At 71.1% G+C, this 22169-nt stretch carries 24 protein-coding genes and 1 tRNA gene; 17 read left to right on the top strand and 8 right to left on the bottom strand.

The features are described 5' to 3' along the window. Nucleotides 1–39: 39 nt before the first annotated feature. The 4 genes from NL112_RS10965 to NL112_RS10980 all read left to right on the top strand — a co-directional run bounded on the left by NL112_RS10965 (nucleotide 40) and on the right by NL112_RS10980 (nucleotide 2974). Nucleotides 40–648, top strand: coding sequence for a response regulator transcription factor (locus tag NL112_RS10965; protein ID WP_255148875.1), 609 nt, complete (start codon nucleotides 40–42; stop codon nucleotides 646–648). Continuing rightward, nucleotides 641–1288: a DUF7504 family protein gene (locus tag NL112_RS10970; RefSeq protein ID WP_255148876.1), complete on the top strand. Its 648-nt coding sequence runs from the start codon at nucleotides 641–643 to the stop codon at nucleotides 1286–1288. The genes NL112_RS10965 and NL112_RS10970 overlap by 8 nt, the downstream gene beginning before the upstream one ends. A gap of 110 nt (nucleotides 1289–1398) precedes the next feature. Next, nucleotides 1399–2244, top strand: a complete 846-nt coding sequence (locus tag NL112_RS10975) for a hypothetical protein (protein WP_255148877.1) — start codon at nucleotides 1399–1401, stop codon at nucleotides 2242–2244. A gap of 58 nt (nucleotides 2245–2302) precedes the next feature. Next, nucleotides 2303–2974: an ArsR/SmtB family transcription factor gene (locus NL112_RS10980; RefSeq protein WP_255148878.1), complete on the top strand. Its 672-nt coding sequence runs from the start codon at nucleotides 2303–2305 to the stop codon at nucleotides 2972–2974. On the opposite strand, the gene NL112_RS10985 is transcribed toward NL112_RS10980, so the two are convergent. Next, a complete protein-coding gene (locus NL112_RS10985) occupies nucleotides 2971–3456 on the bottom strand; it encodes a DUF8526 domain-containing protein (protein WP_255148879.1) in 486 nt (161 codons plus the stop codon). The two genes, NL112_RS10980 and NL112_RS10985, sit on opposite strands and share 4 nt — an antisense overlap. A gap of 291 nt (nucleotides 3457–3747) precedes the next feature. Between NL112_RS10985 and gatD the strand changes: the two genes are divergently transcribed. Together gatD and NL112_RS10995 are read left to right on the top strand one after the other, a co-directional pair. After that, complete coding sequence (gene gatD, locus NL112_RS10990) at nucleotides 3748–4992, top strand: Glu-tRNA(Gln) amidotransferase subunit GatD (protein ID WP_255148880.1); 1245 nt, start codon at nucleotides 3748–3750, stop codon at nucleotides 4990–4992. After that, on the top strand, nucleotides 4992–5882 hold the full coding sequence (locus tag NL112_RS10995) for a GNAT family N-acetyltransferase (RefSeq protein WP_255148881.1): 891 nt from the start codon (nucleotides 4992–4994) through the stop codon (nucleotides 5880–5882). Before gatD ends, NL112_RS10995 begins: the two co-directional genes overlap by 1 nt. Here the strand turns inward: NL112_RS10995 and NL112_RS11000 are convergent, their stop codons facing one another. From NL112_RS11000 to ahbB, 3 genes are read right to left on the bottom strand one after another with little or no spacing between them, the layout of a single operon-like run. Next, nucleotides 5883–6323: a hypothetical protein gene (locus NL112_RS11000; protein WP_255148882.1), complete on the bottom strand. Its 441-nt coding sequence runs from the start codon at nucleotides 6321–6323 to the stop codon at nucleotides 5883–5885. Between the two features lie 36 nt (nucleotides 6324–6359). Then, nucleotides 6360–6638, bottom strand: a complete 279-nt coding sequence (locus NL112_RS11005; protein WP_255148883.1) for a ubiquitin-like small modifier protein 1 — start codon at nucleotides 6636–6638, stop codon at nucleotides 6360–6362. 45 nt (nucleotides 6639–6683) lie between these two features. Continuing rightward, on the bottom strand, nucleotides 6684–7778 hold the full coding sequence (gene ahbB, locus NL112_RS11010; RefSeq protein WP_434084184.1) for a siroheme decarboxylase subunit beta: 1095 nt from the start codon (nucleotides 7776–7778) through the stop codon (nucleotides 6684–6686). Nucleotides 7779–7873: 95 nt separating this feature from the next. Between ahbB and NL112_RS11015 the strand changes: the two genes are divergently transcribed. From NL112_RS11015 to NL112_RS11030, 4 genes are all read left to right on the top strand, one after another. After that, a complete protein-coding gene (locus tag NL112_RS11015; RefSeq protein WP_255148885.1) occupies nucleotides 7874–9151 on the top strand; it encodes an MFS transporter in 1278 nt (425 codons plus the stop codon). Further along, complete coding sequence (locus NL112_RS11020; protein WP_255148886.1) at nucleotides 9142–10008, top strand: bactofilin family protein; 867 nt, start codon at nucleotides 9142–9144, stop codon at nucleotides 10006–10008. The genes NL112_RS11015 and NL112_RS11020 overlap by 10 nt, the downstream gene beginning before the upstream one ends. A 30-nt stretch (nucleotides 10009–10038) precedes the next feature. Continuing rightward, entirely contained in the window at nucleotides 10039–10884 is an 846-nt protein-coding gene (locus NL112_RS11025) for an SDR family NAD(P)-dependent oxidoreductase (RefSeq protein WP_255148887.1), read from the top strand. A 62-nt stretch (nucleotides 10885–10946) separates the two neighbouring features. Further along, nucleotides 10947–11873 carry an SDR family NAD(P)-dependent oxidoreductase gene (locus NL112_RS11030; protein WP_255148888.1) on the top strand — a complete coding sequence of 309 codons (927 nt, stop codon included), beginning with the start codon at nucleotides 10947–10949 and terminating at the stop codon, nucleotides 11871–11873. Here the strand turns inward: NL112_RS11030 and NL112_RS11035 are convergent. After that, a complete protein-coding gene (locus NL112_RS11035; RefSeq protein ID WP_255148889.1) occupies nucleotides 11870–12367 on the bottom strand; it encodes a GNAT family N-acetyltransferase in 498 nt (165 codons plus the stop codon). The genes NL112_RS11030 and NL112_RS11035 overlap by 4 nt on opposite strands. Nucleotides 12368–12457: 90 nt before the next feature. Here NL112_RS11035 and NL112_RS11040 point away from each other — a divergent pair, with 90 nt between their 5' ends. Beyond that, nucleotides 12458–13510, top strand: coding sequence for an anthranilate phosphoribosyltransferase (locus NL112_RS11040; protein WP_255148890.1), 1053 nt, complete (start codon nucleotides 12458–12460; stop codon nucleotides 13508–13510). Here NL112_RS11040 and NL112_RS11045 read toward each other — a convergent pair. Then, nucleotides 13507–15609, bottom strand: coding sequence for a hypothetical protein (locus tag NL112_RS11045; protein ID WP_255148891.1), 2103 nt, complete (start codon nucleotides 15607–15609; stop codon nucleotides 13507–13509). The two genes, NL112_RS11040 and NL112_RS11045, sit on opposite strands and share 4 nt — an antisense overlap. Nucleotides 15610–15705: 96 nt before the next feature. On the opposite strand from NL112_RS11045, the gene NL112_RS11050 reads away from it, so the two are divergent. The 6 genes from NL112_RS11050 (at nucleotide 15706) to NL112_RS11075 (ending at nucleotide 20551) form a co-directional block, all read left to right on the top strand. After that, nucleotides 15706–16269, top strand: a complete 564-nt coding sequence (locus NL112_RS11050) for a dolichol kinase (protein ID WP_255148892.1) — start codon at nucleotides 15706–15708, stop codon at nucleotides 16267–16269. A gap of 38 nt (nucleotides 16270–16307) precedes the next feature. Further along, a complete protein-coding gene (locus NL112_RS11055; protein ID WP_255148893.1) occupies nucleotides 16308–16880 on the top strand; it encodes a peptidylprolyl isomerase in 573 nt (190 codons plus the stop codon). A 58-nt stretch (nucleotides 16881–16938) separates the two neighbouring features. Further along, entirely contained in the window at nucleotides 16939–19362 is a 2424-nt protein-coding gene (locus tag NL112_RS11060; RefSeq protein WP_255148894.1) for an amino acid permease, read from the top strand. Nucleotides 19363–19405: 43 nt separating this feature from the next. After that, nucleotides 19406–19975, top strand: a complete 570-nt coding sequence (locus tag NL112_RS11065) for an FxsA family protein (protein ID WP_255148895.1) — start codon at nucleotides 19406–19408, stop codon at nucleotides 19973–19975. 181 nt (nucleotides 19976–20156) lie between these two features. Continuing rightward, nucleotides 20157–20231 (top strand) — tRNA-Ile (locus NL112_RS11070). A gap of 125 nt (nucleotides 20232–20356) precedes the next feature. Further along, nucleotides 20357–20551 (top strand): hypothetical protein, encoded by a 195-nt coding sequence (locus NL112_RS11075; protein ID WP_255148896.1) that lies wholly within the window; start codon nucleotides 20357–20359, stop codon nucleotides 20549–20551. Here the strand turns inward: NL112_RS11075 and NL112_RS11080 are convergent, their stop codons facing one another. Together NL112_RS11080 and NL112_RS11085 are read right to left on the bottom strand one after the other, a co-directional pair. Further along, the gene (locus tag NL112_RS11080) at nucleotides 20552–20749 is read right to left on the bottom strand and encodes a hypothetical protein (RefSeq protein ID WP_255148897.1); all 198 of its coding nucleotides are present in this window, start codon (nucleotides 20747–20749) and stop codon (nucleotides 20552–20554) included. Nucleotides 20750–20953: 204 nt separating this feature from the next. Beyond that, entirely contained in the window at nucleotides 20954–22150 is a 1197-nt protein-coding gene (locus NL112_RS11085; RefSeq protein WP_255148898.1) for a GNAT family N-acetyltransferase, read from the bottom strand. Nucleotides 22151–22169 lie beyond the last annotated feature (19 nt).

Below are 22169 nucleotides of genomic sequence, written 5' to 3' on the forward strand. Positions count from 1 at the left end.
GCCGTCCGATATTTACGTGCCGGGTGAGCACACGCGCGTATGGCCGCAGACGGGGGCGCGAAACCGCACGTCCTGGTGGTGGAAGACGAGGAGAAAATCCGCGAAACGTACGAACTGTGGCTCTACGGCGACTACGAGGTGTCGACGGCGACCGACGGCGAGGAGGCGCTGTCGCTGGTCGACGGGATGGACGGGTCGCCGGACATCGCCCTGCTCGACCGGATGATGCCGGGGCTGTCGGGCAGGGAGACGCTCGCGGAACTGCGCGACCGCGACCTCGACTGCCAGTACGCGATGGTGACGGCCGTCGAACCGGACTTCGACATCATCGAGATGGGGTTCGACGCGTACGTGACGAAGCCGGTCGCGGAGGCAGAACTCCGGGAGACGCTGGCCGACCTGCGGTCGCAGTCCACCTACGAGGACGTCCTCGACGAGTACACGACGCTCTTGGAGAAGAAGGAGACGCTGGAGGCCCACAAATCCGACGAGGAACTGGCCGACAGCGCGGAGTTCCAGCGTCTCCAGGAGCGTCTCGACGAACTGGACGACAGGCTGGACGACGCCTCGGCCGAGGAGGACGCCGGCTTCGTCGCCACGCTCCGCGAGATAGAGACCGGAGCCGACTCACCCGAGGAGGATGGCTGACACGTACGACCTCGGCCCAGCGGTGCCACTCGACGACGTCCGGTATCTCGACGCGGGGACGCGTCTGCTGGTGACGGGTCCGCCCGACGCGAACAAACGGGAGGTGGCGCTGGAGTTCCTCGCGGCCGGCCAGCGCCGAACCGACGGGGTGGTCATCGTCGGCACCGACACGGGAGCGATGCCGCTGACCGCCGCCTACGAGGGCGTCGGCGGCACCGACGACGAGCGGCTCCGCGTCGTCGACGCCACCGGGTTCGGGAGCGACGGCGAGCGCGTCCGTGCGGTCGACTCGCCGACCGACCTCTCGGGCATCGGGTCGGCGTTCAGCCGGAGCGTCGAGCAGTACGTCACGATGGACACCGCCGGCCTGCGCGTCGGTCTGCTGTCGGTGACGGAACTGCTCGACCACCTCGACCGCGGGAGCGTCTACAAGTTCCTCCGGACGCTGATGGACCGCATCGAGCACGCCGGCTACCTCGGCGTCTGCACGCTCGATACGGCCGCCTGCAACGAGCAGACGGTCGGGATGCTCGCGGACGCGTTCGACGCCCGCGTGCAACTCCGGGAGTCGGTGGAGGGGCCGGAGTTCCGGACGAACGGCCTCCCGGCCGGCGGCAGTTGGACGCCGCTGTCGCTGTGAGCGTAGGCGGCGTTTAACCACCGCTTAGACCGGTTTGAACGGTCTGAAAGGTGGTGAACGGACCGAACGACGAGGACGGTTTATGAGGTGGTGGGCGCTACTGACGGCTGATGACCCACCGACTCGGACCCGCCGTGCTTCTCGTGGCGGCGGCCGTCGTGCTCGCGTCGGTGCCGGCCGCGGCCGTGCCGGCGACGGCGGGCACGAGTGCCGCCCCTCCCAACGGCACGAACGCCTCGAACAGTAGCCTCGGCGGCTCCATCTCCTCGTTCATGCAGGCCAGCGCGGCCGACGCCGAGGGCGAAGTCGACGACGGGATGTTCGCCGCGGCGTTCGAGAACAGTTCCGCCGAGCGCCGCGACAGGCTGGTCCAGCGCCGGGCCGGCACCCTGGAGACGCGGCTCGACAGCCTCCGCGAACAGCGCGCGGAACTGCTGAACGACTCCGACCTCCCGCCCGTGGCCCGGCAGGCGAAGGCCGCGCGGCTCACCGCCCGCATCGAGTCGCTCCGGGAGTCCATCAACACGACCGACGAGGCCGCCGCCGAGGCCGGCGTCGATGCCCGTGTCCTCGGTGAGCTCCGGCGCAACGCCTCTGAGTTGGGCGGCCGGGAGGTGGCCGAACTCGCCGGCGGCCTCGTCGGCGCCGCGGCCCGCGGCCCACCCGAGGACCGCGGTCGGCCCGGCTCCGAGGACGGTGACGGCGCCGGGAACGAGACCGACGCCGGCGAGGACGGCACCGACGCACCGGGATCAAGCGGCGGAGCGGCGAGCAACGCGACCGGTGGCCCCGGTGCCGACAGCTCCGAGGGTGCTGACGACGGCGCCCGTGGAGCCGGCTCCGGCGGCGACGCGGACCAGGGGGACGGTGGACCGGACGACCCCGGACGGTCCGACGACGGTGACGCTCCGAGCGACGACGACCCGAGCGAGGACGGCGACGCGACCGACGGCTGAGGCGACCGTTCCGGTGGGGGGTGTGCTTTTACGTCTCGGCCGGTAACGTAAGGTGAACATGGACTCCGCCGCGTTGCTGGACCTGCTGGGAAACGAGAACCGGCGGCGCATCCTCCGGTTGCTCGCCCGGCGGCCCTGCTACGTGACGGAGATATCCGAGTATCTCGGCGTCAGCCCGAAAGCCGTCATCGACCATCTGCGGAAACTGGAGGACGCCGGTCTCGTGGAGTCGCGGGTCGACGACCAGCGGCGCAAGTACTTCTCCATCGCGCGCAACCTCCGGCTGGAGGTGAACGTCTCCCCGTACGAGTTCGGCACCAAGTCGGCGTACTCGGCGTCGCCGTCGCTGGACATCACCGGCTGTCGGTACCTCTCCATCGACGTCGACCGGAGCACCGAGTCCGACGGCGATGGCGACGGCGAGGAGCTGGGCGAGTTGACGGCCGAACTCGAACGGCTGGAGGGGCTGGAGAACGAACTGTCGATGGCGCAACGCTGGGTGCAAGGGCGCTTGACCGAGGTGATGGACCGCCTCTCCGAGCAGTTCGGCGACGCCGACGGCCGGTTTTACGCGGAGGTGCTGTCGGCGCTGGCCAACGGCGCCAGCGACGAGCGCCGTATCGCCCGCCGTGTCGACGCCAGCCCCGAGATGGTCGCGGAGGCGCTCCGTAGCCTGGAGGCGGTCGGCGTCGTGACCCACCGGGACGGCGACTGGACGCTCGAGGCCTAGAGGTCGCGGGTCAGCCCGTCACGGAGGTCCCGGCCGAAGTAGTGGCCGCCGACGCCTGCGAGCAGGCCGGCCCCGCCCGTGATAGCCGCCAGCGGGACGCCGAACCCGCCGAGCGCGGCGAGCAACAGGTAGTCGACCAGCGTCGCCACCGCCGCGGTTCCGGCGCCCGCGAGTGCGACCTCCAGATACGAGCGGCGCGACCGGACCAGCCCCAGCAGGAAGCCGGCGGCGAACACGCCGACGAGCGCCGCGACGCCGCTCGGGAGCAGGGGGACGACGCCCGCCGCGAGCATCCCGACCACCGACAGCGCGAGCGCCAGCAGGAACCCACGCAGGGAGAACAGCCCCTCGAACGGCGACGCGACGCGTGCCTTGGCGCGCTGGATGCGGCCGCCGGAGTCGTCGCTCGACTCGCGGGCGGCCGACTCGTCGGCGTCGGCGTCGCCGTCGAGGTCGGCGAGCAGTTCGTCGGTGGAGGACATACGCCTCTTTCGGTGGCCGGGACTATCGGCCTTTCGTCGCTACAGGTCGCCGCGGGCCGCCGCGCGTCGAGGAGCGCGCGACGCCCCGGTCGACCAGATGAACGATGGCAGTCCCTGCCGCGGTCGGGCCGGCCGACCGGAGTTCCGGGGCCGTCCGCCCACAGCAGTAGCTGACCCGACAGCCCGGATGGGTATCGTTATGGGCTCTCTACGGTGGGCGCAACGTGCCGTCCGGGCGCCGATTCCGGACGAACGAGTGGATTCAAGTCCGGCCGCGCGGAATCGCTAGCCATGAATGCCGGAGACCGGGTGCGCGTCGCGCGCGGCGACGTGACCTACGAGGGCGTGTTGATGCCCTCGACGAGCGCCGACCACCTCGTCGTCAAACTCGACGGCGGCTACAACGTCGGCGTGGACCGCGCGAACGCCGACGTGGACGTACTGGAGTCGGACGTGTACGACGTCGAGAGCGCGAGCGACACGGAGGAGACGTCCGAAATCGAGTTCGACGATGAGTTGCCGACGGTGTCGCTCATCTCGACCGGCGGCACCATCGCCTCCACCGTCGACTACCGGACGGGTGCGGTCACCGCCCAGTTCACCGCCGAGGACGTCCTGCGGGCGGTGCCGGACCTCGCGGGCCGGGCGAACTACCGGGGCCGCGTCGTCGCCAACATCCTCTCGGAGAACATGGACACCTCCATCTGGCAAGAGCTAGCCGAGGCCGTCCACGAGGAGATTCAGGCCGGGGCCGACGGCGTCGTCGTGATGCACGGCACCGACACGATGCAGTACACCGCGAGCGCGCTCGCGTTCATGCTTGACCTGCCGGTGCCGGTGGTGTTCACGGGGAGCCAGCGCTCGGCGGACCGCCCATCCTCGGACAACGTCATGAACGCGGTGTGTGCCGTCGAGGCCGCGAAGAGCGACTGTGCGGAGGTCATGGTCTGCATGCACGCCTCCGAGAGCGACGACCGGTGTGTGCTCCACCGCGGCACTCGCGTCCGCAAGAACCACACCTCCCGCCGTGACGCCTTCGAGACGGTCGGCGCGAAGCCGCTCGGTACCGTCGACTACGACGCCGAAACCGTCGAGTTCCGCCGCGACTACCGCGAGCGGGACGCAACGGAACTGGACATTGACCCCGACCTCGACAGCGAGGTGGAGCTGCTGAAGTTTACGCCCGGCATGGACCCCGCGATGCTCGACGCCCTGTCGGGGAAGTCGGGCGTCGTCCTCGAGGGGACCGGCCTCGGGCACGTCCACACCGACCTGATTCCGACCATCGAGTCGATGGTCGACGACGGCACGCGGGTCGTGATGACCTCGCAGTGTCTCGAGGGGCGGGTCTGTGACCGCGTGTACGACACGGGCCGAGACCTGCTGGACGCGGGCGTCGTCGAGGGCGAGGACGTCCTCCCGGGCACGGCCTACGTCAAACTGATGTGGGCGCTTGCCAACAGCGAGTCGGTCGCCGAGACGATGCGGACCGACCTCGCGGGCGAGATACAGGAGCGGTCGACCCCCTGGCAGTGATGAGCGACCTCACCGTCCGCCCCGCGACCCACGACGACTACGAGGCGGTCGCCGCGTTCACCGAGGGGACCTGGCCCGACCGCGAGGGCACCGACTACATCCCCCGGGTGTACCACGACTGGATAGATGCGCCCGATTCGGAGACGTTCGTGCTCGACGTGGCCGAGGACGTCGCGGGTATCTGCCAGGGCGTCCACCTGACGCCCCACGAGGCGTGGGCCCAGGGGATGCGCGTCAACCCCGACTACCGGGGTCAGCGCGTCTCGCCGCGGCTCTCGAAGGCCGTCTTCGAGTGGGCCCGCGAGCAGGGCGCCACCGTCTGCCGGAACATGGTGTTCTCGTGGAATCAGGCTGGGCTCGGTCAGTCGCGAGCCGTCGGCTTCCAGCCGGCCACGGAGTTCCGGTGGGCCGAACCGGAGCCGGACCCCGACGCCGAGCCCGACCTGTCGGTCACCGACGACCCGACGGCCGCGTGGTCCTGTTTCCAGTCGAGTCGGGCGAACCGCCTGCTCCGCGGGCTGACGCTCGACCTCGACGAGACGTACGCCGTCGCCGAGTTGACCCGCGAACGGCTCGCGCGCGCGGCCGACGACGAACGCGTCTTCGCCGTCACCACCGACGAGGGGACGCGGGCGATGTCGTACCGGACGCGGACAGCGACGTACGACGACGAGACGTACGCCGAGTACGGCGTCGGGGCGTGGGCCGACGTGGAGAGCGTACGCTCGCTGTTCGCGGCCATCGCACGCGACGCCGCGGCGCTTGATGCCGTCGGGACGCGCGTGCTGATTCCGGAGTCCGTCCGTCACGTCTCCGACGTGGCACGCGCCCGCGTCGGCTTCTCTGACGACCCGGACTTCGTGCTGGCGCGTGACCTCACCGGGGACTGACTACGACAGCCACCCGCAGTCGCCTTCGGGCGGGTCGGTCGTGCTCGCGTACACCACGTCGGTGATGGCGAGGTAGACGCCGTAGCGGTCGCCCTCGTACTCGAGGTAGACGTACTGCGTCTCCAACCGGTCGGAGAAGTCGTTGGCCGACTCGGGCACATCCTCGCAGGTAATGTGGCCGCCGTCGAGTCCCTTCTCGACCAGTTGCTTCTCGTGGTCGGCGAGGTCCGTGTACGCGATGACCTGCTGGTCGCGCTCGGGCGAGTCGTCGCCGACCGTCGCGGGGGTGTCGGTCGCGGTCTCGGTCGCCGCGGGCGTCGGTTCCGGCGTCCCGACGGCGAACCGGATGCCGTCGGGCATCCCGGCCAGCGCCGAACAGCCTGCGAGTCCCGCGAGACCGACCGTGCCGGTCGCGGCGAGGAGTCTACGTCTGGAGGGCATCGGGCGGGCGTTGCGGGCGGCCCTACAAGTGCTTTCTCACCCGCCGGAGACCGGCGGGAACAGCGCGAGTTCGTCGCCGTCCTCCAGTCGAGTGTCGTAGCCGTCGTCCGTCACGAAGGGGTTGTGGTCGTTGCGGAGCACGCGGATGTGGTCCCGGAGTTCGCCCTCCTCGTCGAGCACCTCGGACTGGAGTTCGGGGTGGGTATCGAGCAGTTGGTCGAACGCCTCACGGAACGTGTCGCCCGGCCCGGCTTCCACCTCGACTTCCTTGGTCCCCGCCGTCTCGGCGAGGTTGGCGAACAGCTTCCACTTCATGTGCGGAGAAAGCGGTGGCGCGGGCGTAAGGGTTCCGGGGCCGGGTTACAGCAGGTCCTCGTACTGCGCGCCGGTCTGCTTCAGCGTCTCCGTCGAGTAGAGCCGTTCGTGCTCGACGGGGAGGTGGTCGGTGGCGAGTTCGTCTATCACCGAATCGACCGCGTCGGGGTCGCGGCCGTGGACCATCGTGAACAGGTTGTACTCCCAGCCCTGCTCCGGGCGGCGGGGCCGGTGGTAACAGAGCGTGACGTACGGGAGGCTTCCCACCCGTTCGCCGCGGGCGTCGAGTTCGTCGTCGGGCACGTCCCACACCACCATGCAGTTGGCGTCGAACCCGGTGACGACGTGGTTGACGACACAGCCGACGCGCTTGATACAGCCGGACTCGAGCAGGCGTTCGACGGCCGCCAGCACCTCCTCGACGGGGGCATCTACCGCGTCGGCCACGTCCGCGTACGGCGTGAGCGTGAGCGGGAATCCTTCCTGTATCTCGAGCAACAGCCGGCGGTCGAGCTCCGAGAGGTCCGCCGTCGCCGTCTCCGAGATGCGGGTCGCGGACACCGCCGTCTCGGCGACCGACTCGCGCGGCTCGCGGGTCGTTTCACTCCCCGCTCGCTCGTTCGGAGACGCTCGCTCCGCTCGCGTCTCCCGCGCGAACCGGTCGTCGTTCACGACGGGGAACTCCAGGTCGATGTAGTAGTCCGTCAGCATCGGGAGGTTCAGCACCTCACGGCCCGTCCGCTCCTCGATGTCCGCGAGGATGCGGTCGCGCGTCTCGCGGCTGGCGGCGGTGACGACGAACCACATGTTCCACGGGTGGTCGCGCCGGTAGTTGTGGTTCACCTGCCGGTAGCCGTTTATCACGTCGGCTATCTCGTCGAACCGGTCGTCGGGCGCCTGCACGGCCGCCAGCGTCGAGGAGCCGATGACCGGCGGGTTGAGGACGGCCCCGAACCGCCGGAACACGCCCCGGTCGCGGAGCCGCTCGACCCGCTCCAGCGCCTCCCGCTCGTCGGTGCCGAGCGCCTCCCCCACGGCGCGGAACGGCCGCCGCTCGACCGGAAAGCCGCTCTGGTAGTCGTCGATGAGCGCGGCGTCGGCGTCGTCCAGCCCCGTCCGCCAGTCGCCCGTGGCAGTCATCACCCGGAGTACGGACCGCCGGGGGGTATCGCTTTCGCTCGCGGTCGACGGCGCCCGGCGTGGCTTTTTGTGCCCGTGCGTCGACACGTCGACCGATGCAGTTCGTCGCGTTCTGCCGCGAGGGCGACTGGGCCGCCGTCGCGGGCTACCTCCTCTACGTCGGTCTCATGGCCGGCGGCTACTACTACAACGTCACGTTCGTCCAGCTGGGCGTCCTCGACGTGGGCACGCGGCTGGTCGGCCTCTCGCGGCCAGCGGTGTCGGTGGCGATGGCCGGCCTCGCGCTCGCCACCGCGGGCGTCGCGCTCGCGGCCGGCGTCTGGATGGACCGCTCGGGCGCCAGCCGCGACCTGTTCGCCCGCCTTCGGCTCACGTTCGGGGTCGTGGCCGTCCAGTTCGTCATCGCGCTGGTCGCGCCACACATCCGCACCGTCCCCGCCTTCCTCGCGTGGCTGGCGGTCTGTGGCGTCACCATCGGCCTCGCGGTGCCGGTGGCGTTCAGCCTGATGGTCGATTTCGTCCCCGTGCCCGACCGGGGGTACGCGGCCGCGGCGGCCGCCGGCGCGGCGTTTTTCGCCGCCGCGCTCTATCCGCTGGAGTGGCGCATCGCGGCGTTCAGTACGGTGATGGTCGTCGCCATGCTCCCGGCGCTCCCCCTGCTCGGGGCCGCGGCGTTCGGGAAACTCGGCTTCGTCAACGACCTCGCGGCCCGCGGCCAACCCTACGCCGAAGGGCGGTTCACCCGCGACGGCGAATCGCTTCCCCTGACGAGCGTCCGCTTTCTCTCGTTTCTCGTCCTGCTGTTCGGCGTGTTCTTCGTCGACAGTTTCGGCTTCCTGCGCATCGTCGAGGAGCCGGCGCTCGTCGAGGCGTCCTGGCAGTCGCCGGACCTCTCGGTCCACGCGACCATCGCCGCCGTCCACCTCGTCGGCGCGGGGATGGCCGGCGTGCTGTACCGCAACTTCACCGAGGAGTGGCTGTTCGTCTGGACGTTCGCCGTGTTCGCGGTCACGCATCTGCTGTACGTCGTCGGTTTCCTCCAGGGGCCGCTGGCGGGCGACGGCCTCGCGGGGCCGCTGTTCTACGCCGTCGCCGTCTCCGTCTACACGACGCTGAACTTCGCGCTGTGGCCCGACACCGCGACGCCCGACGGCGTCGGCACCCGCGCGGCCGTCGGCGTCGGCGCCGCGTGGCTCGCCACCTTCCTCTCGACGGCCACGGCGCTGTATCTGAAGGGGCAGGGCGTCTCCGTCCCCGAGCACTTCGATTACGTGAACGCGCTGGCGCTGTTGCTGTTTCTCGCGGCGCTCGTCATGCTGTACGTCCGTCACGCGGTCCGCGCCGTCGGCGGGGAGGTGGTCGCATGGAGGTGACGCCCGTCGTCCTGTTTCTGGTCGTCGCCGCGCTCCTGCTGGCGGCGGGGTCGGGCGCTGACGTGTCGACGATGTCCGTGGTCCTCGACGGCGACCACTCCTACGAGGTGGCGGACGCGCTCGTCGTGGTCGGCGGCACCGCGACCGTCCCCGCGGACGGCACCGTCTCGTCGGTGTTCGTCGCCGGCGGCACCGTCCGGGTCGCGGGCACGGTGACCGGCGACGTGTCGGTGCTCGACGGCCGCGCCGTCCTCGAATCCACGGCCGTCGTGGGTGGGAACCTCGACGACTTCGGGAACGGGGCGGTCGTCGAGCAGGGTGCGACCGTCCGCGGTCGGCGGACGACGGGCGTCCCGGAGGTCCAGCGTACCTCGAACCCGGTCGGCGGCGGTCTCGTGGCGCTCGCGTTGGCGGCCGTCGCCGCGCTGTTCGCCCGGCGTGCACCACGGCTTCCGGCGACGGTCGGTGACGCCGCCCGCTCGCACCCGGTGGTCTGTGCGACCGTCGGGAGCCTCGCCACCAGCCTCCTGCTGGCGGTGTTCGTGGCGATGGCGTTCACCGTCGTCCTCCTGCCGGTCGCCCTCCTCGGTCTGCTGGCGGGGATGGCAGTCGTCGGCTACACCGCCGTCGCGTACGGTCACCTCGTCGGCGCGGGCCTCCGCCCGTGGCTCCCGGGCGACCGACCCGCGCTCGCGGCGGCGCTGGGCACCCTGCTGTATCTCGGCGGCCTGGCGGCGCTGAACGCCGTCCCCGTCGTCGGGGGGACGCTCGCGCTTCTGGTCACGGTCGCGGGGCTCGGTGCGACGGTCGTGACGTACTTCGGCCTCGCGCCGTACGAACCGCCGACGCTGGCGTAGCTTCTTGCCGTCGGCGCTCCCAGTCGGCCCGTGACCCGAACCGTCCTCGTCACGGGCGCGACCAGCGGCATCGGCCGCGTCGCCGCCGAACGCCTCGGCGCGCGTGGCTGGCGCGTGCTCGTCCACGGCCGGAACCGCGACCGCGGCGCGCAGGTGGTCGACGCCATCGAGTCGGCGGGCGGCGAGGCCGCGTTCCACCGCGCCGACTTCGCCGACTTCGACGCGGTGCGTGGGCTCGCGGCCCGCGTCCGCGAGGAGCCGCGGCTGGACGCGCTCGTCAACAACGCGGCGCTGTCGGCGGGCGAGTACCGGGAGGTCGAAGGCGTCGAGTCGACGCTCGCGGTCAACCACCTCGCGCCGTACCTGCTGACCCACGAGTTGCTCCCCCTGTTGCGCGAGTCGGCGCCGGCCCGCGTGGTCGTCACCGCCAGCGGCGTCCACTACCGGGGCGACGTCGACCCCGACGACCTCTCGGTCGATGAGTACGACGCGCTCGACGCGTACGCCCGGTCGAAACTGGCGAACGTGCTGTTCGCGGTCGAACTCGCCGACAGGCTCGACCCCGAGGCGGTGACGGCCACCGCCTACCACCCGGGGTTCGTCCCCGACACCGGGCTCTATCGCGACGCGTCGCTCCCCGTGCGGGCGGGGACGTGGCTGGCCGCCCGCGTCCCGTTCGTCGGCACCTCGACGAGCGAGGGGGCCGACGGGCTGGTGTATCTCACCGACAGCGACGAGGTGGCCGGCGTCACGGGCGCGTACTTCGCGGGCCGCGAGCGGACGACTCCGGACTCGCGGGCCGAGGACAGGGCGCTCCGCGAGCGCCTGTGGGACGTGTCGGCCGACCTCGTCGGCGTGGACCCGGACTGGCCCTGACTCCCCTCGACCCGCGCATTGACGGCCCAACGGTCAAGCCCGCGCCCGACCTGTCACCGGGCATGAAGACGGCACTCATCACGGGCGCGACGAGCGGCATCGGGCGGGACGCGGCCCGCCGGCTCGGGGAGCGTGGCTGGCGCGTGCTCGTCCACGGCCGCGACGCCGAGGCGGGCGCGGAGACGGTCGAACAGGTCGAACGGGCGGGCGGCGAGGCGTCGTTTCACGCCGCCGACTTCGCGGACCTCGAGTCGGTGCGGGCGCTGGCCGCCGAGGTTCGGGAGACGGCCGACGGACTCGACGCGCTCTGTAACAACGCGGGGCTGACCGTCTCGGAGCGCCGCGAGAGCGAGCAGGGGTACGAACTCACTATCGCGGTCAACCATCTCGCGGGCTACCTGCTGACCCACGAACTCGTCGACGTGCTCGCCGACGACGGCCGCGTCGTCACCACCGCCTCCATCGCCCACCGGAACGGCGACATCGACTTCGAGTTGCTGGCCGAGGCGGGACGCACCGGCGAGTTCGGCATCGTCGGCCGAACCGAGTTCGCGCCGCTCAACAAACTCGGGACCGCGACGGGCGTCACGGGGATGACCGGGATGGCCGGCTTCGCGGCCTACTCCGACTCGAAACTGGCGAACGTGCTGTTCACGCGGGAACTCGCGGACCGGCTCGACGGCCCGACGGCGACCTGCTTCCACCCGGGCATCGTCCCCGGGAGCGGCGTCGGCCGCGAGTTGCCGTTCCCCGCGTCGCTGGCGTGGGAGAGTCTCGACCTCGTGCCCGGCGTCAGCGACACCGTCGAGGACGGCGGCGCGGCGCTGGCGTACCTCGCGGCCTCCGACGACGTCGAGGGGGTGACGGGCGCGTACTTCGACAAACAGCGGCGGCGCACTCCTTCGCGGGAGGCTCGGTCGGACGCGAACGCCGAACGCCTGTGGTCGGTGTCGGCGGACCTCGTCGACGTGGACGAGGACTGGCCCTAAAGCCGGCGGCCGTACAGCGTCACCTCGGCGTCGTCGACGTCGAACGGGCCGTGGACCTGCGTCCAGTCGTGGTGCTCGTAGAACGCGCGGGCGGCGGTCGCGTCCGCCGCGGTCGTGAGCACGGCCCGCCCCCGGTCGACGCCGCCGAGCAGTTCGCCGAGCAGTTCGCTCCCCAGCCCCTCCCGGCGGCGGTCGTCCGCGACCCCGAGCTCCGCGAGTTCGAACCCGCCGGGGAGCCACTGCTCGTACACGTCCGCGGGTAGCGTCTCCCGGAGCTGGTCGTGGTACGGTTGGCCCACCTGTGAGGCGTGGCCGTAGACGTAGCCGACGACACGGCCGTCCTCGACGCCGACGAACCCGCGGTAGTCCCGCCGGCCGGCGTCCCGCTCGAACCGGTCCCGGGACGCTCCGGGGTCGCCGCCCTGCACCTCGCCGTAGAGGTCGGTCGCCGCCCTGAAGTGAGGCGTCTCCGGCGCCAGCGGGAGAAGGTCCATACCCGGCGGGTCGGCCGCCAGCCGGATGAAGGGCGGGTGTGGTCGGCCGGAATGAGACGGTTTTAGTCGCCCGCGGCCTCACGTTCGGACATGAGCGAACACGGCGACTGGCCGCTGAAGCGGCTGATGACCGAGGTGGTCGGCTCCGGCCACAAGTCCGCGGACGACATGACCCGCGAGCAGGCGACCGACGCCATGCGTCGCATCCTCGACGGCGAACCCGACCACACGACGCTTGGCGCGTTCTGGCTGGCGAACCGCTGGAAGCGCAACGCGCCCGAGGAACTCGGCGCGTACGTCGACGTCATCGCCGAGGGCGTCGAGGCGTACGCCCCCGACTGTGACCCGGTCGACTGCGGCGCCAACTACGACGGCAAGGGCCGGACGGCCATCCTCGGGGTCGGTGCGGGGCTCGTCGCGGCCGCCGCGGGCACGCCCGTCGTCGCCCACTCGGGTGACCGGGTCCCCACCCAGAAACAGGACGCCTACAAGCACGTCCTCGACGACCTCGGCGTCGAGACCGACCTCCACCCCGAGGAGTCGGCGGCGATGACCGACGAGGTCGGGTTCGGCTTCTACTACCAGCCGAACTTCGCGCCCGCGGTCGACGCGCTCGCCGAGCGCCGCGACATGATGGGCGTCCGCACGTTCGTCAACACCATCGAGACGCTCGCCAACCCGGCGAACGCGTCGACGCATCTCGGCTCCTTCTACCACCTGCCGTACGCGGTGCGGGTCATCGAGACGTTCCAGAACGCCGAGACCGCGGCGGTCGACCGCGTCATCATGTTCCAGGGGATGGAGGGGTACGACGACATCCGCCCCGGCTCCACGACCGTCGCCGAGTGGGACCAGGGTGGAGAGGTCGAGGACTTCACCATCGAGACGCCCGATTACGGGATGGACTTCGAGGAAGACGACCTCGCCGTCGAGGACGTGGCCGCCGACTCCGCCGACATCACCGAGGCGGTGGTGACCGGCGAGCGCGACGACCAGTTCGCCGACGCCGTCGCGCTCAACGCCGCGTTCCGCATCTACGCCCGAGAGGACTGCGAGACGCTCGACGCCGGCCTCGAACGCGCCCGCGAGGCCATCGAGAGCGGTGCCGCGGCCGACGCGCTTGAGGCGCTGCGGGCGTTCTAGCGCATCGCCGCCCGCGCCTTCTCGCGGGCGTGTTCGGCCCGCTCCGTCAGGAGGTCGACGACGGCCGCCGAGAAGGTCGCGTCGTCCTGCAGGAACTCGACGACCGTGTTCAACCGCTCCACGACCGTCGATAACTGCTCGTTCGCCTGCTTCCGGTCCCCCTCGCTGGCGAACTCGGCGGCCCGTTCCGCGGCTCCCTTCGCGGAGTCGAACTTCGCCGCGACGCTCTCGCGGCTCCGCCCCCCGCGGTCCCCGTCCTCGTCTTCGTCGTCGCTCTCCTCGGACTCGAACTCGCGTGCCAGCCGCGCCGACTCCGCGAGATAGTCGACCAGATACGACGCCAGCGACGCCTGTCCCGTCTCCACCTCGACGGTCACCTGCTCGTCGCTCTCGTCGGGATCGACTCGGTACGCGCCCGTGTCGCCCGCCTCGTCCTCGAGTTCGAGGCTGTAGCTCCCCTCTCGGTGAACGTAGACGGCGAACTCGCCGTCGGTCGGCGGTGTCGCGTCGTAGATGCGGCCGGCGAAGTCGTCGGTCAGTCGCGTCCGCGCCACCTCGGTGTCGCCGGGGTCAGCCCGCACTTTCACCGCCGCGTCGTTGCGGACGAGCGTGACGTTCCCCTCGACGCCCGCCTGCACGGGGTCGTCGCCGCCGACCGGGAACCGCTCGGAGCGCGGCGCGTAGCCGGGGCCGTTCACCGTCAGCCGGTGGTCCTGCTCGGCCACGTCGACGAGCCCGAACACGCCACGCGCCGTCGGCACGGCCGTCGGGTCGGGGCTCTCCAGCAGACAGAGCGCCTCCGTCTCGGTGGCCGACAGCGAGACGCTCGCGGCCCCGGCGACGGTATCGTCCGAGCCGTCGGCACCCCGGAGGCGGCCGTCGGTGCCGCCGACGAGTTCCTCGACGCGGCCGACGACCGCGTCGGCGAACCCACCGGAGATGTCGAGTCCGTACCGGTCCGCGAGCGCCTCGCGGTGGCTCGCGTCGGTCACGTCCGCGAGGGGGTTCTCGTAGCGTGGCTGGGTCCACGGCGTCTCCGTGGTGGTGATGTGGCTGGCGACCCGGTCCTCGACGAAGCCGGGGACGGCGAACTCGAAGCTCAACTGCGGCCCCGCGAACGCGTCGATGTCCTCCACCTCGGTCGTCGGTTCGAGCGCGTACGCCACGTCGCCGGTGCGGTCGCTCCCCTCGAACACCCACGTCGCGCCCGGTTCGCGCTCGGGGATGTCGCCCGGCGGTCGCGCGAGGTCGGTCAGCGAGCGGACGGTGGCCTCCGGCGCGACGAACGCCTCCCGGCCCACCTCGACGTCGGGGTGGTCGTACAGCGGCATCCCGTCGAGTTCGGGCATCACGAACGGGAGCCGTCCTCCCTCGTCGCGCGGCAGGCCGTACGCGAGCGGGAACTCCCCGACGGTCGAGGCGGCCTCGACGAGGTCGTTCGTCACGTCCGCATCCACGCCGTCGACGCTCAGCCGCTGGAACGTCCGCTCCTCCTCGTTGACGTTCGTGGCCGACGAGTGCGACCCCGTCTCCGACAGCACCGCGACGGTGTCGCCGTCGCCGGGGTCGAGGAACTCGTTGTTCGGCACCTTCCGCGAGTGGGAACTCGCCGACAGCAGGACGGGCGTCCGGTCGTCGGTGTCGACGAACACCTGCAACACCTCCCAGTCGTGCCAGTGGAAGTTGACGGTGAACTGGTCGAACGCGTAGTAGAACCAGTACTGGACTGCCACCAGCGCGGGCGTCACCTCGACGACGTTGTAGAACACCGTCGGCGCCGGCGGCTCGCCCGTCTCCAGATACGCTCCCGAGTAGCCGTTCAGCGCGGCGAACCCGTCGACGACCCGCTCGCCGTCGCGCTGTTCGGCGTAGGGACGGGGGTCGGTCGGGAACCACTTCTCGTAGGCGCCGAACTGGAGGTCGGGGGCGAACTGCTCGGCCAGTGCCGCGGGGTCGTACTCGCCCGCGGCGGTGTCGGGCGGGGGTGCGGTCGCCTCCTCGTACACCTCCGCGCCGAGGAGTCCGACCGCGCCGACGCCGGCGACTGCGCCCCCGGCCTTCAACAGCGTCCGCCGCGACGGCCCCGACTCGTCGCTCATGGACCGCCCATTCGGAGGGGTCGGTGTAGTGGCTTGTGGCCGGCGCGGGCCGGCACGTCCAAGGCACCGGGCGGTGAACACGCATCCGACTTCCCGATGAGTGAACTCGCTCGCCGCCTCGTCCATGCCTGTGGCTCTGCCGTTCCCCTGGCGTACGTCGCGGGTGTGGCGACGTGGGAGGAGGTGCGACTGCTCGCCATCGCGGGCACGCTGTTGGCGCTCGCGCTGGAGGCGCTCCGCCTGCTCGCGGGGTTCGACCACGCCATCTACGACCGTCTCACCCGCGAGTACGAACAGGACAACCTCGCGGGCTACGCACTGTACGCCATCTCCGGCACCGTGGTCATGCTACTGACCGACCCCGCGGTGGGCGTTCCCGCGGTGTTGATGCTGACGCTCGGCGACCCGGTGAGCGGCCTGCTGTCGTCAGGCGAACTCCGGTCCATGAAGCGGCCGCGCGTGCTCGTCGGGATGTTCGGCGTCTGCTTCCTGCTGGCGGTGCCGTTCGTCTCACCGGTCGCGGCGGCGCTCGGGGCCGCCGCCGCCACGGTCGCGGACGGCGTCAAACCCGTCGTCCGGGGGTACGTCATCGACGACAACCTCACCATCCCGCCGGCCGCGGCCGTCGGGATGCTGGTCGGTCTCCGGGTCGTCGGCTGACCGGCACCCTTTTCGGCGGGCCTGCCCGATGGCCGGGTATGGCAGACGACCGCGAACCCACTGGGCGGGACAACCCCCGCGTGACGCTCCACACGACCCACGGCGACGTCGAAATCGAACTGTTCGCGGACCGGGCGCCCCGGACCGTCGAGAACTTCCTCAACCTCGCGGAACACGACCCGGCCGCCAGCGCCGACCCCGGCGTCGAGACGGTGACGTGGGAGGACCCCGAGTCGGGCGAGACGCGCGGCGACTCGCTGTACGAGGGCGCCGTCTTCCACCGCATCATCGAGGGGTTCATGATTCAGGGCGGCGACCCGACCGGAACCGGCCGCGGCGGCCCCGGCTACCAGTTCGACGACGAGTTCCACGACGAGTTGACCCACGACGGGCCGGGCGTGCTGTCGATGGCCAACTCCGGGCCGAACACCAACGGCTCGCAGTTCTTCATCACGCTGGACGCCCAGCCCCACCTCGACGGGAAACACGCCGTCTTCGGGCAGGTCGTCGGCGGGATGGACGTCGTCGAGACCATCGGCTCGCTACAGACCGACCGGCAGGACCAGCCTCGGGAGGACGCGGAGATAGAGGCCGTCACGGTCGAGCGATAGCGCGTTCGGCCCGTCGGGCCGGGGGCTTTTTTCCGACCGGAGCGAGTCAGCGTGACCGATGACAGAGCACACGCGGACGCTCGGCTTTACCGTCGCGTTCGCCATCGGACTGGGGACGATGATAGCGGCGGGTATCTTCTCGCTGTCCGGCATCGCCGTCCTGCGCATCGGGTCGACGGCCGTCGTCGCGTTCGTGCTGGCGGCGGTCGTCGCCGGCATCACCGCCGCCTCCTACTCGGAGTTCGCGTCCATCTACTCCGAGAACGGCGGCGGCTACCTGTTCACCTCCCGCACGTTCGAGGACCGCGAACTGCTGACGTACGCCGTCGGCATGTCGCTGTTCCTCGGCTACACCGGCACCACGGCGTTCTACCTGGCGACGATGGACGAGTGGTTCTTCCGGTTTCTCGTCCCCGAGTCGTTCCACGTCCTGCCGCGCGGGACGTTCGGCGTGTCCGCGGCGCTCCTGCTGGGGTTCCTGAACGCCCGCGGCACCGAGGAGTCGGGGTCGTTCCAGGTCATCGTCACCGGCGCGAAGGTCGCCGTCCTGTTCGCCTTCGTCGGCGGCATGTTCGCCAGCGTCGGGGTCGGCCCCGCGCTCGGCGAGTTCACCGGAAGCTTCCAGACGAAGCCGGTCGGAACGGTGTCGGTGGCGGCGCTGGCGTTCATCACGTTCTTCGGCTTCTCGGCCATCGCCGCGAGCGCCGGCGAGATAATCGAGCCGCGGAAGACGGTGCCGCGGGCCATCGCCGCCTCCATCGGCACCGTCACCGTGCTGTACGCGCTCGTCATCGTCGCGATGGTCAACATCACGAACGTCGCCGGGCGGCTGGCCCGCTCGCCCGAGGAGATACTCCAGTTGGGGGAGACGGCGATGGGCGCGGTCGCGCAGGCGTTCATCCCGGTGACGGTCGCTGGCGTCCCCGTCGGCAAGTACCTCATCGTCGCGGGCGCCATCTTCTCGATGATATCGGCGTCGAACGCCTCCATCCTCGCGGCGTCGGGTATCGGCTCGCTGATGGGGTCGAACGGGCAGGCGCCCCGACGGTTCTCCCGCATCCACCCCGAACACGGGACGCCGTTCTGGAGCATCGCCTCGGCGACGGGCGTCATCGTCACGCTCGTCGTCGTGTTCATGACGCTGTTCGGCCACCACGGGCTCGTCACGCCCCTCCCCGTCGGGTTCGAGGCGACGGTCGCGGGGTTCACGGTCGCGGTTGAGGAGTTCGTCCTCGGGTTGAACCCGCTGACCGGCTTCGCCACCCTCAACCTCCTGTTGCCGCTGGCGGTCGTCAACTACGCGCTCATCAAGTCGCGCGACCGGTTCCCCGACATCGAGCGGGGGTTCAGCGTGCCCGGCGTGCCGGTCGTCCCCGCGCTCGGCATCGTCGCCAACGTCGCGCTCGTCTACAACCTCCCGACCGTGGGCGTCCTGCTTGGCCTGCTCACCGCGGCCCTGCTCGTGGTCGCCTACGTCGGGTGGGGCGGCGCGCCGGAGACGGACGAACTGGTCCGGGAGGTGGTCGAAGCGACGCCCAACGGCGGCGGGACGGCCGCCGCACCCGGCGACGGCTCCGAGACCGAGGCGAGCGAGGAACGCCCGCGCGTGCTGGTGCCCATCGCTCGCCCCGACCGCGCCCCGGCGTACGTCCGACTCGCCCGCGAGTTCGGCCGCGCCCACGGCGAGGACCCGGTAGTGCAGGTGCTCAACGTCGTCCCCGTCCCCGAGCAGACGCCCCACGAGATGCTCGAAGGCCGCGCAAACGAGCGGGCCGAGGAGATACGCGGCCGACTCGACGCGGCCGACGTCGACGGCGACTACACCGTCGAGGCGCACACCTGTCGGGACGTGGCGTTCGACATCGTGGCGACGGCCCGGCGCGACGGCGCGGACCTCGTGGTGATGGGCTACCCCGAGTCGAACGAGGGCATCGCCGAACAGGTGGAGTACGACGCCCCCTGTGACGTGGTGTTCACAAGCGGCGTCGAGGCGGTCGACCTCTCGACGGTGACCGTCGGCGCGGGCGGCGGCCCGCACCACAACGCGGTGCTCCCTCTCGTCCGGTCGCTGGGCGAGGCCGGAAGCGAGGTCCACGTCGTCCGCGTCAACCCCGCCGGCGAGGGCGGCACGCCCGAGCAGGTCGGCGAGACGGTCGACGCGCTGGGCGACGTGGACGTCCACACGCACGGCGTCCAGGCCGCCTCCGTCGCCGAGGGGCTGGTGTCGGCCGCGAGCGACCACGGCGGCGTCCTCGTGGTCGGCGCCTCGCGCACCCGGCGGCTCCGCCAGTGGGTGTTCGGGTCGACGCCCGACCGTGTCGTCTCGCTGGCGGCCGGCGAGGGCGTCCCGGTCGTCGTGTACGCCAGTTCCTCGGGCGTCCACGAGTGGTTCGAGGACCGCCTGTTCCCCGTCTACCGGTACCTGCGGCGGCTCGTCACGCGGCCCGAGCGGCACGCGCCGTTCGCCTCCGACGACGCCTGACCGGGTCGAAAAGGGTTATGCGGCCCGGGCCGCTACTCCGGGTATGGACCTCCGGGTCATCGGCGTCCTGCTGTTGATTCCGCTGCTCGACGCCATGCTGCTGGTCGTGCTGGCGACCCAGTTCCCGCTGGTGGCCGTCGTCGCCGTCGTCGTCCTGACGGCGCTGGTCGGGATGCTGCTAGTGCGCGCCGAGGGCCGCCACACGCTCCGACAGATTCAGGAGAAACTCGCCACGGGCGAGGCCCCGACGGACGAACTCGTCGACGGCGGCCTGCTCATCGCCGCGGGCGCGATGTTCCTCACGCCCGGTATCGTGACCGACGCCACGGCGTTGCTGTTGACGTTGCCGCCGACCCGCTACCCGGTGCGCGTGCTCGTCAAGCGGTACGTCGTCACGCCGTACGTCGACTCGAAGACGGGCGGGTTCGCGACGGGCAACGTCTACGTCGGCGGCTTCCCCGGCGACGACGCCGGCCCGGGCGCCCCCGGCGGTGCGGCCGGTCCCGGTTCCGGCCCCTCGGACCCGGACGACGGCACCACGGTCGACATCGACGACGACGAGTACCGCACCGTCGACGACGCCGACGACCGCTCGAATCCGGGCGACTCCTGACTGGCGGCCACCCGGGACTACCCGCCTCCCTGCTCGCGGAACTGCCCACCGTTCGCATGGACGCGGTGCTCGCGGCTTCGCCGCTCGCGTTTTCCGAGGCTGGCGCTGGCGCGCCAGCCTCGCGTCTGCCGAAACGAAACCGTTAAACGACCCACCGCGGTACGATGAAACGCGCTGACCTGGGCCAATAGCTCAGCCAGGTATGAGCGCTCGGCTGATAACCGGGAGGTCCTCGGTTCAAATCCGAGTTGGCCCATCCCAACTTCGGACGGTTCGTAGCCGTCCGGGGTCAACCGACCTCCCCAGCCACTTCATCTCGGACGCTACCTCCGGAGTGACGACGCCCGAACAGTTTTCGGCGCGTTCGTTGAACCGGCCGGTATGGCCACTTCGCTGGTCGCCCGCCTTCGTGCCGGTGCGTTCCTGGCGGCCGCGCTGGCGGCGGCGGCACTCGCCGTCTACTTCCTGTTGGTGCCGTCCGCGCTCGCGGGGCTCCACCCCCTGCCGCTCGTCGCCCTGCTCGTGGTGACGGTCGCCGTCGGCCTGTGGCAGGCGTGGGCGCTCACGCGGGGGTAGTCACACCGACTTGCAGAGATAACAGACCGGCCGCAGGTCGCCGTCGATGACCCGGGACACCTCCGCGCCGTGGTCGCCACATCTCACGCAGGTCCCGAACTCCAGGTCGCCACAGCCGTCACACACCCGCGTCCCGCCGTCGAGTCGCCGCACGGCGGAGCTCCCACAGCCGTCGCAATCTTCCAGATTCGCTGACACGTTACGGGCGACAGGGGCGTCTCACATAACGGTGGTGGATGAACTGTCAGGGTTCCCCCCCGTCGGCGCGACGGACGGGGGCGACACACAGCGGTTCAGAAGGGACAGGCCCCCGCCCGTCCGCTGGTGGCTGGACGCCGTCGGAGGCTGGTGGCCCGGTGCAGAAAACCCTCGCTATGAACTCTATTGACGCCTCCCGAGCGCTCAGAACCCCTCCTTGAGATACGGCGACGCCTCGGGGAACAGCGCGTCGAGCGTCTCGACGGTGGCGGCGTCGGCGTCGAGTTCGCCCGCCCGTGCCAGCGTCGACGCCGTCCGGTAGCCACAGACCAACTGCGAGAGTGCGCCCACCTCCAGCGCGGCGTCGGCGGCGCCGTCGGCCGTCTCGCAGGTCGCCGTGCCGTCGGTCACCGCCAGCACGTAGCGGCCCGCAACCGAATCGAGTAGCGGGTCCGACACGTCGAGGACGACGCGGCCGTCGGCGGGGTACGACAGCGCCGACAGCGTTGCGGGCACGTCCACGAGACGGAGCATCGGGCCGGCCTTCAGTTCGCAGTCGACCTCGGCGGGGTCGTCGACGCGGTCCAGCAGTCCGGGGTCGGGCGCGGTGGTGAACTCCACGGTGTGGACCTGCGAGTCGTGGTCCGCGAGGAAGCGGACGACGTGGCCGAACGCCTCGAAGTCGACCGCGCCCAGCTCCTCGACGCGGAGCGTGCGGTCGCCCCACTCGCCGGTGACGCGGTAGACGAGGTACGCGCGGGGCCGGTCGTCGTCGAACCAGGCGTAGACGAACGGGTCGGTGTCCCACGAGCGGACCACCCGCTCTGTCCACCAGTCTTCGGTGCGGTCGACCGCGAGTTCGTGGCCCGCGACCGCGGCCTCGTGGACGGCATCCAGCGGCTCCCAGTCGCCGCGGTCCAGTTGTCGCCACGTACCGGCTGGGTCGCTCGCGGCACCGCGGAGGTCCGCCGGCGCCGCGGACCACTCCAGATATCGGTTGCAGGTCGCCCAGCCGAACTGCCGGTAGAACGGGGCGGCGAACGGCCACAGCGCCGACAGCGGCGTCCCCTCCTCGCGGTACTCCCCGCACAGTTCGCGGAGCAACTGCTCGACGTACCCCTGCCGGCGGTGTTCCGGCAGTGTCGCGACCGTCGACACGCCGCCCATCGGCAGGCTGGCGCCGCGCAACTGCGTCGTGAACTCGTAGGAAGACAGCAGCGAGACGGGGTCGTCGCCGTCGGGTGGGTAGAGGCCACGCTGGACCCGCGGCGGCTCCGGGCGGTCGTCGTCCGCCAGCGTGTCCTCGACGCCCGGGCCGGCGGTCGGCTGGAAGGCGTACTGGACGTAGCGGGCGAACAGTTCCTCGCCCGCCTCGTCGTCTGGGATGGGGCGGTACTCCATACGCCCGGGTCAGCCCCGG

The sequence above is a fragment of the Halorarius halobius genome, assembly GCF_024298865.1.
GTDB lineage: Archaea > Halobacteriota > Halobacteria > Halobacteriales > Haloarculaceae > Halorarius > Halorarius halobius.